Raw genomic sequence first — 16050 nt, 5'->3', positions numbered from 1 at the left:
ATAAAGTTAGAAAAATAGTTAAGCAAGGAGCGGCGGAGCTCCGGCCGCCGCCTTAACGGCCACTACCAGCTCGGAGCCGCCCGCGGGAAGCTCATGCCGCTGGCCAAAGACGCTGACAGTTAGGGCGGAAGCAGCTCCCGGAATGGCTGGCAGCAGTCCGCCTGCAGCCTCGTATTCCACGGACGCCGCAGTCGCCTCCGGCTCTTGTCCCGCCTGCCCCTTCTGTGCCGGTTCTGGAGCTGAAGCTGAAAGGGAGCGGAGCTTCACCTCTCCGGCTGATACGTGCACGCGCAAAGACTGCCCTTGTACGTTCAGTGTAAATTCGATCGCCTTCCACCCGGAGGGCAGAGACGGGCGAATCTGCAGCAGTCCCGGCTCCACATGGATACCGGCAAATCCTTGTACCGCCGCCATCCATGCCCCGCCGTTTGCCGCCGGATGGGTGCCGCCGATGTACAGGTCCCCGACGTACTGCTTCGAGTCGCCGGTCAAATCGATTGTGGCTGTCCGCATGAAATACGGATAAGCCCAATCCGGCGAGCCGGTATCGGCGGCGACCAGCGCATAAACGCAGGGACTGAGGCTGGAGCCGTGTTCGGTCCGGGGCTCATAATAGTCCCAGTTGGCTTTTTTGACCGTTTGGCTGAACTCTTCCTTGAACAGATGCAGCATCAGGACGACATCGGCCTGTTTGATGATCTGCGTTGTGGTCGCCAGCCCGTTGCCGCCGCCCCAATATTCGCTCGGGTGCAATACCCGTTTCTTCAGATCGGCAAGGGATACATCCTCCAGCTTGAAATAACCGTCAAACTGCTCAATGACTGAAGTCTCCGCATCAGGCTCCGGAACGTATAAACCGTCATGCAGCTCGCGGATTTTCTCGACCGTAATCGCCGCGTCAGCGCCGCCCGTAACGGCCGCATGAAGCTCAGGATTCCGTTTGCTGAGCAGTTCCTCCGTTTGCAGCGCAATGCTTAAAGCCTTTTTCACCAACCGGTTCGTAAAGGCGTTATTGTTCACCCGCTCATGATATTCATCCGGACCTGTCACATCCAGAATTTCAAATCGCTCCCGGTAAACGTTGTAGTAGGCATAAGAATAATAGAAACGGGCCACCTCCCAGATGACCTCCGCGCCGCCTTCCATCAGCAGACGGTCGTCCCCCGTATGAAGGTAATACTGCCAAATGCCGTGCACCACGTCGGCACTGATATGGACCTGCTTGTCGCGGAAATAAGTCCGCATGGGCCGTCCGGTGAAAACATCGTTCACATTAAAAAGCGTGCAGGCATCATCGCCGCTGTCCTGGCTCTCCCAGGCATAAAAAGCTCCCTGGAAGCCGTATTCCGCCGCCTTCCGTTTCGCGCCCGGGAGCGTATGCACCCGGTACATCATCAAATTGCGCGCCACCTCCGGCCGGGTCAGGAGGAAAAACGGCAGCATAAACATCTCCGTGTCCCAAAACACAGCCCCCTTGTATACCTGGCCCGATAATCCCCTGGCCGGGATGGACACCCGCTCCGAATCGCCCGGCGCGATGATCAGCAGCTGATACAGACTGTAACGCAGGCCAAACTGAGCTTCTTCATCGCCTTCAATCTTCACGTCGACCCGCTCCCATTCCCGGTTCCAGCATGCGGCATGCTCCTCCAGAAGACGGTTATAACCGTCCCGGGCAGCTTGGAGACTGGACTGCATGGCAGCTTCTCCGGGCGTCAAAACCTCCGGCTGATCCTGCGCCTCCTGGCGGATGGGCCGGATTTGCCCGTTTTGCCGGGTTTCCCCGTTTGCCCAAACTCCCCCCGCGGGTTCCACTCCCCCTGCGCGTTCCAGCTCATGATGCAGGGATACGTATTTCGTCCAGCTGTAAGTTTCCCCCGCCCTGCAGGTGAAGGAAATTCGGCGGAAAATACTGCTGCTGGCCGAACCTGCGCCTCCGGCCGCAGGTTCGATTTCCTGGCGGTGCTCAAAATCAAACACCGCCGTCTCAGCCACGGCGACCCCGACGCCGAGCTCCTGGGTCCGGGCTGTCACTACGAGACAGCCCGCCGTCTCCTTCACGGCCCAATCCTCCAGATGCGGGCCGTTGATGTCCCACACGTCACCGTCAATGCCGGTGACGATGACGATCTCGCAGTCTTCCTCGGCCGTCAGACTGCACTTCGCAGCCAGCAGGTCCAGCCGCTTGGCGCTTGCGAAACGCTGCGCCTCAAACGTCACGCGGCTTCCCCCGGCTGCGGCGAACACCGTGCGGCGGCCATGCACCGCCGCCTTCAGATCCAGCTGCTGGCTGTGCTCCAGCACGCTATTCCCTTCCTGCACACTCAGCAGTACGCCATCCGCGTAAATCCTCGTGTGCAGTCCGTTCGGCAGGTTCACCGGCTCCCGCCACCTGCCTGCCGCCTGATCGTACAGGCCCGCCGGAATAACGGCGGCCAGCTCCTTTTTCCCGAACTCCTCCAGCGTGCCTCTGTAACCGTACCGCCCGTTGCCGATCATAAACTTGCTGCCGTTCGTGGCGGTCCGCTCCGGATCAAACCCGGTTTCCTTCACTATCCAGCTCATGTTCTAACTCCCTCCCTGACGTCTCCCCGGGTTTACGCCGGCTGCCCGCTTTTTAAAGCTACAGTTACGCCTGCGGCATCAACCCTGCAGCTATGCCCGTAGACTTGAACGGTGACGGCTTCGCCTTCCAAAGCCTGCATGCGCACCTCGTCTTTCGTAACCTGAACAGCGATGACGGTGTCCCGGTACGTAATGCGGAAGCTGTAGCTGCTCCACGGCTCCGGAATCGTCGGCTGGAACAACAGCTCCGGTCCGTCGGAACGCATGCCCCCAAAGCCGTAGACGATGTTCATCCAGGCCGCGGCAATGGACGTGGTGTGCAGTCCCTCCCGGGTATTCCGGTTGTAGTTGTCAAGATCAAGCCGGGTAGCGAATTCGAAGAACTTGTAAGCCTCCTCATGCCGGCCTATTTCCGCAGCCAGGATGGAATGGACCGACGGCGACAGCGACGATTCATGAATGGTTTTCGGCTCATAAAATTCATAGTTGGCCCGTTTCTCCTCCAGGCTGAAGGACTGGTTGTGCAGCAGCAGGAACATCAGCACATCCGGCTGCTTGATCATGTCGTACCGGTAGATCCTGTCATACGACCAATTCGAATACAGCGGGAAATCCGTGACCGGAATGTCCTGAATCTCGATATGCGGCATATCAAAAAAGCCGTCATGCTCCTCATAAACGCCGGTAGAATCGTCTTTCGGGATTTTCATATGGTCAGCGAGCCGCCGCCATTCCGACAGCTCCTCTTCCTGCAGTCCCAAACGTTCGGCAAGCTCGGCCCACTGCTGCGGCACCTCGCGTTTCATTTCTTCCGCAACTTCGAGGGTGTATTCGAACAGCTTTTTCGCCATGTAATTCGTGTAGGCATTATTGTTGACCATAAGCTGGAATTCGTCCGGCCCCATGACGCCGTAATAACCAAACTGCCCTGACTTCTGGCCCCATTGGCCTCTGGTCCGGTAGAAACGGCTGATCTGCAGCAGCATTTCCGCCCCTTTTTCATATAAAAACGGTTTGTCGCCCACGATCTTCTCATAATGCCAAAGGCCGTAAGCAATCGCCGTTCCGACATGAAGCTGGAGATTGGAATGCTGCCATAAATCGCAGCTTTCGGTGCCGTCAATTGTAGCAATCGGGTAAAAAGCCCCTTCGCAATCTACCTCCTTAGCCCGTTCCAGCGCTTGCGGCAGGGATTGGTAGCGGAATTCAAGCAGGCTTTTGGCCGCCTTCGGGTTGTTGAATATATAAAACGGCAGGCAGTAGGACTCCGTATCCCAGAAGGCCAAGCCGCGGTACGCCTCGCCCGTCAGCCCTTTGGCCCCGATGTTGAAGCCCGGATGATCCCCGTGATAGGTCTGCACAAGCTGGAAAATGCAAAAACGGATGCCCTGCTGGTTGTCCGGATCCCCTTCAATCTGGATATCCGAGGTCTCCCAGACGTGAGCCCAATAAGTGCGCTGCTCTTCCATCAGTTCGTCCAGGGTCAAGCTGTTCAGCGCATCCGCCGCTTCGCTGCCGCTTGTCCAGACCTCCTCGTCGGACCTGCCGGTCTGTTTGTCGGTTACATTGCTGACCAGCTTGTCAAACACAGCCTCTTTACCCTGCTCCAGCTGGAGCTCCAGCGCCAGTCCGATATATTTTTCTTCTTCTTCAGGTACGGCGTTCGCGATTTGATCGGAGTGGACGGCAAAGGCCGAATACAACCGGTTGCCCGTGGTGAGCGTCGCCCCCAAGAGACTGCCGGCAAGGCCTTGCGCTGATCCCGGCGTTTTGCGGATCACCCGCCACAGATTTTTACCCTGATCCTCATGGAGAATCGAGAAATCAAGTCCCGTACGGAGCTGAACTTTTCCCGAAAAATTCACCGGCACAAGCGTAATCCGCTGGCCGCCTACCTGGGCGCGGGTCATGCTGACGAGCCGTTCAAAGCGCAGCTTCAGTATTTTCCCGCTGTTTGTATGCCAGGTAAATTCCCGGGTGTACAGCCCTGTGCGAAAATCCAGCTTTCGCCGGTAATCCGTAAATTTTGATTTGGAGAGATCCAGGGTTTCCCCGTCCACCGTTAAACGCGTGTACAGCCAATCCACCGAATTGACCATATAACGCAGCGATCTGATGATGCCTTTATAATGGGCCGCGAGCTCCATTTGCTCGAACAGCCCGTTGAAATAGCTGCCCAGCAGCGTATCCCCTCCATAACCTTCCTCCGCGTATCCACGCACGCCCATATATTCATTGCTGAGCGAAAAAATCGATTCAGACACCCGGCTGCGCGCCGGATCAAACCCTTCCTCGATCACTGCCCACGGGTCGACCTGCAAATATCTGTCCGCCGCTTTCGGCATACCTCCAACATCTCCTTATCCGGTATTCGCGGCAAGCCGGCTGCGGCTTGCTCCTTCCCTGAGCATAGCCGATCGGACACTCCTTCCAAAGGTGCGGGGCTAATGAACTTATGTGCATTCCTACTTGATTGCATGGGCTAGAGTAAAGGGCTGAGTTTTTTTTTTTTTTTCAGCCCCTCCTCATCAAACCGTACGTGAGGTTTTCCCTCATACGGCTTTCCGATGTTCGTCATTCATGTGCGTGCGACTTACAAAAGCGTTTTGAGTCCATACATTTGGCAGAGCAACTTAACCTCATTTCCAGAACTGCGCCAGCGACTACGTTGGCGCTTCTTTGCGTACCACTTCGTTAGCCTTGTGCGGATGTACCCATCTAACTTTGTCATCCATTTGGAACTGTATGGCGTCGAATAGTAGTTCTTCCAGCCTTGGATTCTCAGGTTGAGCCAGTCCACATGTTCTTGGAACGAAACGTGCCGCATTTTCGGCGGCGCGAGTCGTTCTTTAACGACTTCCCGAATGTGTTTCTCTGCTTTAACACAGAGCCATTGTTGCGTCGTATAGTACACGCGGTTCTGCCCCGTTTCTGCTTTCGTCTTCCGGTGGTGCATGCCGAGGAAGTCAAACCCTTCTTCTCCCGTCCATATCCCCACAATCCGCGTCTTTTCCGGATGCAAGGTCAGTTCCAGACGCTCCATTATCGCTTGAATGAGTTTGTACCCATGGAGCGCATCTTTCTTTGTCTTGCACACGACGACAAAGTCGTCTGCGTACCGCGTGAGTTCCCCGACCTCTTTGCCATGCTTTTCCCACAATCGGTCGAAGTAGTTCAGGTAGATGTTCGCCAGTAGCGGCGAGATCACCCCGCCCTGCGGCGTTCCCAGATCGGAACGTCTGACCGTTCCTTCCTCCGTCACTCCTGCTCCGAGCCATTGCCGAATGAGCTTGAGAATGCGTCTGTCGCTGATTCGCATTTCTACCAGTTTCATGAGCTTCTCTTGGTTAATGTTGTCGAAGTAGCCTTGGATGTCGACGTCGACCACCCAATTGCCTTTGCGGTTGCAGGCTTTACGGATTTGCTCCAGCGCTTGTTTTGCGCCTCGCTTCGGTCGAAAGCCAAACGAGCATTCCTGAAAATCGGCTTCAAAGATCGGTTCCACTATGAGTTTCGTTGCCATTTGCACGACGCGGTCCCTTACCGTTGGAATGCCGAGCGGGCGTTTCCGTCCGTCTTTCTTCGGAATGTAGTGACGGCGCACGGGCTGGGGGCGGTAGGACTTCTTCTGGAGCCGTTCTCGGCATTCCGCTACGAATCGGTCTTCACCCATCTTCGCTATATCTGCCAAGGTTTCACCGTCGATGCCTGCCGCTCCTTTGTTTGCCCGTACTCTCCGCCACGCTTCCTGTAGCACATCCAATCGATGGACTTTGTCGTACAGTGCATGGAACTTTCTGCTCTTGCTCGTCTTGGCCGCATGACCTAGCTTCTCTTGGAGTTGTTGAACTTTTTCTGTTGGTGTCGTTAGCCTTCTGGCATTCACTCACTCGTACCTCCTTGTGAAGCTTGAACAAAGCAGGGCGCCTTCCCTCCCGCAGGTTGTGTTGTCCTGCGTTCCCCGGTACTATTCGCCCCTCGGACTCCCTTCCTGCAGACGGATCACTTCACCTTTTGGCTTATAGAGCGTCTCTTTACGGTTTCGAAAAAAAAAAAAATCTCCGTGCAGGGGAGGGTCTCCCCAGTTCACTGCATCCTCTTTCATCCCATGCCGATCCCTCTACGCCGGAGGATTCTTCGCTGACGCTCCAAGTTCTTATCAGCTTCCATGGCCTTCGCCCATGCTCGCGGGGCTCGGCTTCCTCTTTTCCCTCTTGCGAGGCCTTTTTGACGACGCGGCAGGATTCACTTTATGTTACGGCCTGACATGTTGCTCGCCCTGTCTCCGACAGGTACTTTCGTCGATACGCTTCTACGCACAGCTTTCGCCATACGCAGGTATCCTAGCTACACAGGGGCTTGGCCCCTCCTGTGACCGGACTTTCACCGGCTAGAAGATGCGTGCTTAGCTGGGCACGCCAAACCGCAAAAAGACCGCCCCTGCCAGGGACGGTCCACAATTATCTTGCACGATCGACATGATCAACAATTAAAAATTAATAAATGCCGTTTTCATCTTCGGGCTGTACTGCACTTCAAAGCCAAGTCCGTTTGCCAGCAAAGCGAGCGGCACGTACGTTTTCGAATTGACGCCGACTTTATTCAGGAAAGCCGGAGCAGATGTCGCTACTTTGGTTCCGTTCACCTGGATGGTGGAAGAGCCGATCGGAATAACGACTGTGCGTCCGGACAAAGTGACAGTAACCGTACTTGTTTTGCTGTTCCATTTCGAGGCTGCATGGGTAGCCTGCACGATATCGCCGATGGCCACAAAAGTTTGCCCGTTCTTCAAAATCGGTTTGTTCGCCGAATTCCATTCCTGGCCGCCGATCACGATTGAAATCGGCTCCTTGCCGGCAGCTGCCGCAGTCTGGCGGTATTCGCCCCAAATGACCCCGGCAAATACTTTGGCAATTGCCTCATAGCCGGCTTGCTGCGGATGGATATCCCCTTCGAGAATATGCGTGTAGCTCATTTCGCTGCCGACAAAAGCTGCTGCAACATGGGCGACTTTTACCGGTCCCGTCGCCGTGTTGGTTTGGGCTACAACTTGATCCACGGTAGACGTGTACAAAGCCGCTGCCTGCTCCAGCTTGTCGTAGTCGGCCTTCCCGGCAATCGCCGGTACCGGCTGGTATTGGTCGGCAAGGACGATCAGCGCCTGCGGATTAACCGTACGCAAATGCCCGATCGTCTCTATGATGTTAGCCGAATAATCCGCCAGCAGCGTTTTGACCTTGGTTTCCAAATCGTTTGCTGCCAGCGTCTTAACTTCTGACAGCAGCGGTTTGATATCATTGCCGCCGATTGTAATCACAATGAGATCGGCATCCGCCACATCTGATTTCGCCTGAGCGATGCCCGAAGCAAACTTGGCAATCCGCGGATCGGAGACGCCTGGTTGAATAGCGTCGGCCGCAACGGCCGTGCCCGCTTCAATAGCTCCCGTATAGTTGGCCAAACCTTCGCTCGTCAGGCCCAGAATTCCGTCATTCACCAGCTCCGCCCGTCCATGGAACAAGGCCTGCTCCTTCAGCCGCTCGGCGTATCCGTATACAGTAGGATTCGTTTGAGCAGCCATCGCCGGTTCATATCCCGCGGTCACCGAATCCCCGAGAGCAACGATCTTATAAACGCTGCCTGCCTGGGCTGCCGCCCCCGCCTGAATCGGCAAAGCCAGCACCGCTGCCAGCAGCAGCCCGCCTAATACCTTGCCCGTTTTTCTTCTACCCGCTATTCCCTTCATCCTCTTACCCACACTCCCTTTTATTTTGAAATTGATTCCTATGCAGCGTTTATCATCCAGTGAGGAAAATTGTACTTGCCGACCAGCTTCAGCGTCAATAGCCTGCCTCGGATCCTTGCACGAAATGAATTCCCCGTTGCCAAGCCAAACAGCCAAATTCCAGCCCATACCAAAAAAACCCCCGGTTTGCTCGGAGGTTTGAGGTTGATCTGAAGCCGGCTTTCCCTGATGCCCTTAGGCTTCATCCAATTCTTCTATATTTGATTTAATAGGCTGTTATTCTTCAGGATCAACATTCTTGTTCCTTGTCTTGGCTTGAGAAGACGGTTCTACATATTTATCGTACCGTCCGTCAATCTCTTTAGCCATGCTGCGAAATTTGATCGTTTCCTCCACGATCGGGTCAAACGTCGTCTGAATCCGCACTTCATAACGGGGAGACAGCCGTTTGCGGCCTTCTTCCTGACGGTCAGTCTCCTCCAGTTCCCCTTCGGTTAACAGCTCGGACAACTTCTCTTCCAGGTTCTTGTCCTTCTCATTGTCCATAGGATGACCTCCTTATCTCAGCAAAAAAATGAAAGGTTAGATCCCTATACCTCTTACCCGCTGAACCAGTCTCCGCTAACAGAAATGAAACCGGACCATTCCTTCGCTCCCCACTATAATCCGGAAGCTACAGCCCGGTCGCTCTGGATGCTTCCAGCGATTGCAGCAGTTCCTGATGAATCAAACCGTTGGTCGCTGCCAGATGACGGGTTTGCAGGCTGAATGCGCCGCCTTGGGTATCCGTCACCTTGCCGCCCGATTCCGTTACCAACAGCACGCCGGCTGCAATATCCCAAGCATTCAGACCCACCTCGTAATAACCGGTCAACCGCCCGGCTGCCACGTATGCCAACTGCAGCGCTGCTGAACCCATCGTTCTCAAACTTCTTGTCTGTGTGGCCAAAGCCGTGATGCCTTTCATGTTAAGCGGCAGCGCAAAATTCCGGTCCGGGTTATACCCGACTGCCATCAGACTGTCTGACAAAGCCGCTTCTTTGGAGACGGCCATCGGGTTGCCGTGAACATAGGCGCCTTTGCCTTTCTCCGCCACAAACATCTCGTCATGCATCGGATCATAAATGACGCCCAGCATCAGTTCGCCCTTCACCGCAAGAGCGATGGACACACAGAAATAAGGATTGCCATGCACAAAGTTGGTTGTACCGTCGATCGGATCCACAATCCAGAGATATTCGGAATCCGCATAGCCGGCCACCGCTTTGGCCGATGCTTCCGCGCCGGGCTCGACGCTTTCTTCACCCAGAAAATCATGGTCCGGAAAATGGGTCTGAATCAGCTTGCGGATCATGACTTCTGCGCCTTTATCCACTTCTGTTACCAGATCCTGCGGGGAGGTTTTGGTATCCAATTGTTTATAAATGCCCACTCGGCTCTTAATCCATTCTCCCGCTTTGGCTGCCGCATTGATAGCAACCGCGGTATAAGACTTGCTGCCCACCACAAAGGCGGGTTTCTTATTGTCTTCCAACCTAGATCCCTCTACTTTCTATAGCAATCTACTTGCCCGTTCCTGTTAGAATACGTTTGGGATGAAATAAAGTTGCGTGTTTTTACCAAAAAAAGGCTGCTAGAACCAGCTTAACCCCTACCGTACCTTTTGAATACCTCCGATTTGTGAAGCCTCAATGAACGAACCTATGATGTTATTCATCTATATTGTATAAGAAAATACTTGTGGTTAAAAGAACAAAGCCGCCTTTCGGCGGCTTCAGGCTAAATAGGCTTCTTGCACTTCATTGCTCGACAACAGCACGTCGGCATAATCCTGCATCACAATTTCTCCCGTCTGGATGACGTAACCCCGGTGAGCAATCTTTAAAGCATGATAAGCGTTCTGTTCCACCAGCAGAATGGTCATCCCGGCAGCATTCAGCTCCTGAATAATATCAAAGATTTGATCGACCAGAACAGGGGCCAGCCCCATCGAAGGTTCATCCAGCAGCAGGATGTCGGGGTTCATCATCAAAGCCCGGGCTATGGCCAGCATCTGCTGTTCTCCCCCGCTCATTGTCCCTCCCGCCTGGTGGTACCTCTCCTTTAATCTGGGAAAATAAACAAAAGCCTGCTCGATCCGCTGTTTGACCTGTTTCTTGTCCTTGACGGAGAACGCCCCCATCTCGAGATTCTCCTTCACCGTCAACCGCGGGAATATCCGCCTTCCTTCCGGGACGTGGGCAATACCCGCCATAGCAATCTGATGAGGCTGCCAGGACGTAATATTTTTCCCTTCAAACAAGATTTCCCCTTTTGTCTGAACCTGCCCGCAGATGGACTTGAGGGTCGTGGATTTCCCGGCTCCGTTCGATCCGATGAGCGTTACAATCTCGCCCTGATGGACCGTGATGTCAATGCCTCTCAGCGCCTGAATTCCGCCGTAGAATGCCTCTACTTTATTCAGCTGCAGCAAACTCATTGCTTGGCAACCTCCTCTTCGACCGCACTTTTGCCTAAATAAGCTTCAATGACTTTGGGGTTCGAACGAATGTCGTCCGGTCCACCTTCCGCAATCTTCTCGCCATGATCCAATACCAGAATGTGATCCGACAATTCCATAACCAGCTTCATATCGTGCTCAATCAAGATAACGGAAAGCTTCAGCTCCTGCTGCATATGCCGGATCAACCCGGTCAGCTCCGCCGTCTCCCTGGGATTCATCCCGGCAGCCGGTTCGTCCAGCAGCAGCACCTTCGGTTTCGCAGCCAGCGCCCGGGCAATCTCAAGCCGCCGCTGCGCGCCGTAAGGCAGACTGGCCGCTTCCTCGTTCATCCAATGAGCGAGCCCCACGTACTCCAGCAGCCGGAAAGCCTCTTCCTGTGCCAATTTCTCCTCCTGTCGCACCTTAGGCAGGCTGAGCAGTGTAGCTGGAATCCCTGATTTCAGATGAATATGCATCCCCACCATCACATTCTCCAGCACCGTCATACTGCCAAACAACCGGATATTTTGAAAAGTACGGGCAATACCCTTCTCCGTAATCTTGTGCGGTTTGACCTTCACAATCGATTCGCCGTCCAGCTCGATGCTGCCGCCATCAGGCACATAAATGCCGGTGATCATATTAAAGAAAGTTGTTTTGCCAGCGCCGTTTGGCCCAATCACCGCTGAAATCCGGCCCTTCGGGAAAGAAAAGTCAACCCCGTTCACCGCGACCAGGCCGCCAAATTTCTTCATTAGATTCGTCACCTTCAAAATGGTCATTTCTCCGGTTCCTCCCTTCACAAGCTATGGCTAAACGCTCATTCATTCACCGATGACGCCCCTGAAGCCTGACCGGATATCGGATTGGGCTTCACGCTCCTATCGGTTTGATCCAGTTGAACCTTGCGGTTCTTGGCCCTGATCAGTCCATTTGGCCTGAACACCGCCACCAGAATCAGAATCAGGCCAAAGATCAGGCGCTGCATCTTGGATGGCGACAACGCGTCAGGCACTTGAATGACACCCCGTGACGACAGCTGGTTCAGCCAGTTCGTCAGCTCGGTGAGCACCTGCAGATTCAGAATCGTGACCAGGCTCGCGCCGAGAATAACGCCAGGAACACTGCCCATCCCGCCCAAGACGACCATGACCAGTATCGTTGTCGATTCAATAAGCGTAAAGCTGGTAGGGTCAATAAACGTTTGTTTGGCCGCAAAGACAACGCCCATCATGCCAGAGAAAGAAGCCCCGATCGCAAAAGCCGTCAGCTTGGTGCGGATCAGCGGAATCCCCATGGACTGGGCGGCGATTTCATTCTCGCGCACCGCTTTCCAGGACCGTCCGAGCCGGGAATATTCCAGCCTGCGCACGGCAAAGATCACGACGCCCAATATCAGCAGCACGATGAAATAAAATTGATGCGGGAAAGTAAATTGGAACCCGAACAGGTTTGGAGGCTGGATAGACGACAGCCCCATCGCCCCGTTTGTAATATTGACCGGCTTCTCCAGATTATTGAAGATGATTCTAATGATTTCTCCAAATCCCAAGGTGACGATAGCCAAATAATCGCCTTTGACCCGGAGTACCGGGAGACCGAGCAAAATTCCGAAGATCCCCGCCATAAAACCTCCAAGCAGAATAAATATCCAGAAATAACCGCCTGATAGCGGGAACATATCTCCGGATATGAAGTTGTTGGCCTGCCCGGTGGCAAAGATCCCGTACGTATAAGCACCCACTGCAAAAAAAGCGACAAAACCCATATCCAGCAGCCCGGCAAAACCGACGACAATATTGAGTCCAAGTGCCATTGCCACATAAATGCCGCATTGGGAAGCCACTTCCATATAAGCCTCATAAGACGACCCGCCGGAGGTGGCGAAAGGAATGATGATAATCAGCAGCAGCCCGGCCGCCATCCATTTGATTTTATTGCTGAAGGAAGTGAAATAGAGCAGCAGCAGCGAAGCCAGCAGCAGCAGGAAAGCGACCACCGACTTATCCATCCCATAAACAGCCCCTGCCGTAACCAGGATAAAAGCGGCAAGCAGTCCGCCTTGGGCCGCTTTGTTCGCGGCAAGCCAATGTTTAAGTTTCCCCATATTCCCCATCAGGATCACCTACACCTTCTCTTTGACGGCTCTGCCGAACAAGCCCTCGGGTTTAAAGATCAGCACAATGATCAGGATCATAAAAGCAAATACATCCTTGTATTCCGCTCCAAAGCTGCCATGCGTCAGAATCCCCAGATTGGACGAGGCGAACATCTCCAGGATGCCAATCACGATTCCGCCGAACATAGCGCCGCGGATATTGCCAATGCCTCCAAGCACAGCCGCCGTGAAAGCCTTCATTCCTAAAATAAAGCCGATATACGGATCAATCGTACCGTACTGCTGAGCAAACAAAACACCCGTTGCTCCGCCAAGCGCCGAGCCTATAAAAAAAGTCAAAACCACAATCTTGTTCACATTAATCGACATTAAAGACGCCGTCTCCCGGTCTTGCGCCACAGCCCGCATGGCAACGCCCCATTTGGTACGGTTTACGAATATATCCAGTCCTGCCATGAGCAGAACAGCTACGATCAGGATAATTATCGTATTGGCTTTAATTGAAGCATTCCCGAACACGCTGCTGATCGCGGACGTATCCAGCGTCATCCTTCCGCTGAACAAGGAGTCGCTGGTCACGATATAGTTGCCGGTCTTCAGCTGGGCAATAAAACGAACCACATCCTGAAGGACAAAAGAAACTCCGAATGCGGAAATCAGGGAAATGAGCTTCGGCGCTTTCCTGAGCGGCCTGTACGCCACTCTCTCAATGCCGACCCCCAGGCTCCCGGTCACCATCATCGCAATCAGAATGATTAACAGATAGGAGAACCAGGCCGGCAGCCCGCCCAGCCATCCAAAGGACTGGAACATAAACAGGACAGTAGTGCCGACAAACGCCCCGGTCATAAAGATTTCGCCATGCGCAAAATTAATCAGCTCCAAAATACCATAGACCATCGTATATCCAAGTGCTACAACCGCGTAGATCGCGCCTAAAGCCAGGCCGTCGATCAACACCTGCGGCAGAGTTTGCAGGATGCTAGAAATCATGGGCATACTCCTTTCGGATGAATGAAAAAATGACAGCCAAGAAGCTGCCCCAAACCGGAACATCTCTTGGCTGCAGCTGACTTGTTAGTCAAGTCAAATTAAGTTGTCCTGCCGCTTATTTGCTGACCTCCGAAACCATGCTGCCCGGATAAGAAGCCGCTTCAAATTTATAAATAAAGACTTTCGCATACGAGTTGTCGCCGATATCATCAAAGCTTACTTTGGTCGCTACACCTTCAAAGTCCTTGGTTGCCCGTACGGCATCGCGGATCTTCTCGCGGGCGGGCAGCTGCCCGCCGTTGTCTTCAATGCTCTTCTTGACCGCCTCAAGCATAACGGACATGGAATCATAGGCATAAGCGGAGTAGCCTTCGGGTTTCTTGCCGAATTTCTGCTCGTATTGATCCGCCCACTTCTTGCCAGGGTCCGTCTTCGTAATATCGGTAGACACCGAGCTGTACAAAGTGCCGACGATATCGTCTTTGGCAATGTCCACCATGCCTGAGGAATCCAGCGCATCGCCGCCCATAACCGGAGCTGTAATGCCTTTATCACGTGCTTGCTTCACGATCAGGCCGCCCTCTGCATACATGCCCCCGAAGAAAATAAAGTCCGGATTCTTCGATTGAACGATATTTAGAACCCCGTTGAAATCCTTCTCGCCGACCGTAATACCTTCATAACCGGAAATGGTGGCGCCGGCTTGCTCGGCTGCGGTTCTGAACGCGTCAGCCAACCCCTGGCCGTATGCCGTTTTATCTTGAATGACAAAGATGTTTTTGGCGCCAAGCGTCTTGATTGCATATTCAGCAGCCGCAGGCCCCTGGAAATCATCGCGGGCTACAACACGGTTCACGACCTTCAGCTTGCGGTCTGTGACTTCGGTAGCCGTGCTCGCTGGAGAAATCATCGCGATATTGTATTTCTCGTAAACAACGGAGGAAGGAATGGTAACCCCGGAATTCAAGTGACCGATGACGCCAACAATAGATTGATCTGCGCCGATTTGCTCCGCATTGGCTACCCCTTTCTTGGCATCTCCCTGATCGTCATAGGGCACGAGTTCAAGAGAATAACCAAGCTTGGCAAATTCCTCTTTATGATCCTCCATGGACATTTGAGCGCCAAGCTTGATAGCCTCGCCCTGAATGGAGCTTCCGCCTGACAAAGGAGATTGGGTAGCGATCTTGATGACCTTGCCGCCGCTTCCCGAGTTGGATGAACCGCTGGAACCTGATGCCGTTTCCTTGTTGCCACAACCTGCGGTAACTAATGCTAACACGAACACCATTGCAGCTAATCCTTTAACCTTCATACAAATCCCCCATCCAAATGTTAGTTTATATAACATATAGTGATACGAAATATAAGAATAGTATAACTTCCACTATCGGATTCGGCAATTATTTTTTTACTTTTATTCAACAATAAGTTATAATAGTTTATTTGTACTATAAAATACTATTTATTACTATATAAAATTACAAAAAAAACTACACAATTGTGTCAAGTTTAGGTCAGTAAACATAACGCGAATAATAGTTAGGGCTGTAATTATCCCTTCCTTCATCCCTTATTTAGACAACAAAAAAAGAGCTGCCCGTTCCTGGACAACTCTTTTTTGCGAGTTTTTATTCATTATTCGAATTTGAAAATTTCAAAACACTGTCGCCCTGATCCTAGGGCAGCTCGTCCATCAAGGCAAATAACGATAACGCTCCAGCCTTTTAGCTTGGCATCCAGCCTAACGCCCACAGACTCCGTATCGAGAGTTATGCTTCGTAACGTACAAAATCCTATTCGTATCAGCCATGAGCCTCGCCAAAAAACATTTCATGAGCGAGGGCGGTCTGAATCCGTGATTCCTCTTCTGTCAGTTCACGAACGAGCTGGAGCTCGACCTCGGTAACTTCCTGGCCCTGGAAATTAATTTCCGCAATGCAGCCGGTAATTTTCACGATGGCCGCGGCCCGGTTATCCGGCGTGTAAGCGATGACTTTTTGGCCCGTAGGGAAAATACGGAGACCGGACTTGGTCATTTTACAGCGCCCGTATTCCAGCAGTTCATAGAACTCCTGTTCATTCTTGAATTTGCATACAGAATTAAATTCGGTTTGGAAACCCATTCGCTACTTCCTTTCTCTT

At 53.1% G+C, this 16050-nt stretch carries 12 protein-coding genes; all 12 read right to left on the bottom strand.

Features of this window, described 5'->3' with window-relative positions:
* Positions 1-18: 18 nt before the first annotated feature.
* The 12 genes from AWM70_RS22110 to AWM70_RS22050 all read right to left on the bottom strand — a co-directional run bounded on the left by AWM70_RS22110 (position 19) and on the right by AWM70_RS22050 (position 16031).
* A complete protein-coding gene (locus AWM70_RS22110) occupies positions 19-2565 on the bottom strand; it encodes a glycosyl hydrolase family 65 domain-containing protein (RefSeq protein ID WP_068700083.1) in 2547 nt (848 codons plus the stop codon).
* A 32-nt stretch (positions 2566-2597) separates the two neighbouring features.
* Positions 2598-4910 (bottom strand): glycoside hydrolase family 65 protein, encoded by a 2313-nt coding sequence (locus AWM70_RS22105; protein ID WP_068700081.1) that lies wholly within the window; start codon positions 4908-4910, stop codon positions 2598-2600.
* Between the two features lie 248 nt (positions 4911-5158).
* On the bottom strand, positions 5159-6322 hold the full coding sequence (gene ltrA / locus AWM70_RS22100; RefSeq protein ID WP_237167918.1) for a group II intron reverse transcriptase/maturase: 1164 nt from the start codon (positions 6320-6322) through the stop codon (positions 5159-5161).
* 732 nt (positions 6323-7054) lie between these two features.
* Positions 7055-8311 (bottom strand): SGNH/GDSL hydrolase family protein, encoded by a 1257-nt coding sequence (locus AWM70_RS22095; protein WP_068700080.1) that lies wholly within the window; start codon positions 8309-8311, stop codon positions 7055-7057.
* 276 nt (positions 8312-8587) lie between these two features.
* Positions 8588-8857 (bottom strand): hypothetical protein, encoded by a 270-nt coding sequence (locus AWM70_RS22085; RefSeq protein WP_068700076.1) that lies wholly within the window; start codon positions 8855-8857, stop codon positions 8588-8590.
* Positions 8858-8984: 127 nt separating this feature from the next.
* The gene (locus AWM70_RS22080) at positions 8985-9845 is read right to left on the bottom strand and encodes an inositol monophosphatase family protein (RefSeq protein ID WP_068700075.1); all 861 of its coding nucleotides are present in this window, start codon (positions 9843-9845) and stop codon (positions 8985-8987) included.
* A 240-nt stretch (positions 9846-10085) separates the two neighbouring features.
* On the bottom strand, positions 10086-10790 hold the full coding sequence (locus AWM70_RS22075) for an ABC transporter ATP-binding protein (RefSeq protein WP_068700073.1): 705 nt from the start codon (positions 10788-10790) through the stop codon (positions 10086-10088).
* Positions 10787-11575 carry an ABC transporter ATP-binding protein gene (locus tag AWM70_RS22070; RefSeq protein ID WP_068700071.1) on the bottom strand — a complete coding sequence of 263 codons (789 nt, stop codon included), beginning with the start codon at positions 11573-11575 and terminating at the stop codon, positions 10787-10789. Before AWM70_RS22070 ends, AWM70_RS22075 begins: the two co-directional genes overlap by 4 nt.
* Before the next feature lie 38 nt (positions 11576-11613).
* Positions 11614-12909 (bottom strand): branched-chain amino acid ABC transporter permease, encoded by a 1296-nt coding sequence (locus AWM70_RS22065; protein ID WP_068700980.1) that lies wholly within the window; start codon positions 12907-12909, stop codon positions 11614-11616.
* Between the two features lie 9 nt (positions 12910-12918).
* On the bottom strand, positions 12919-13905 hold the full coding sequence (locus AWM70_RS22060; RefSeq protein WP_068700069.1) for a branched-chain amino acid ABC transporter permease: 987 nt from the start codon (positions 13903-13905) through the stop codon (positions 12919-12921).
* A 115-nt stretch (positions 13906-14020) separates the two neighbouring features.
* On the bottom strand, positions 14021-15220 hold the full coding sequence (locus AWM70_RS22055; protein ID WP_068700067.1) for a branched-chain amino acid ABC transporter substrate-binding protein: 1200 nt from the start codon (positions 15218-15220) through the stop codon (positions 14021-14023).
* Between the two features lie 490 nt (positions 15221-15710).
* Positions 15711-16031 (bottom strand): hypothetical protein, encoded by a 321-nt coding sequence (locus tag AWM70_RS22050; RefSeq protein ID WP_068700065.1) that lies wholly within the window; start codon positions 16029-16031, stop codon positions 15711-15713.
* Positions 16032-16050: the final 19 nt, after the last annotated feature.

This window comes from Paenibacillus yonginensis, assembly GCF_001685395.1.
GTDB lineage: Bacteria > Bacillota > Bacilli > Paenibacillales > Paenibacillaceae > Fontibacillus > Fontibacillus yonginensis.
This window is presented reverse-complemented; position numbering and strand designations above follow the sequence as displayed.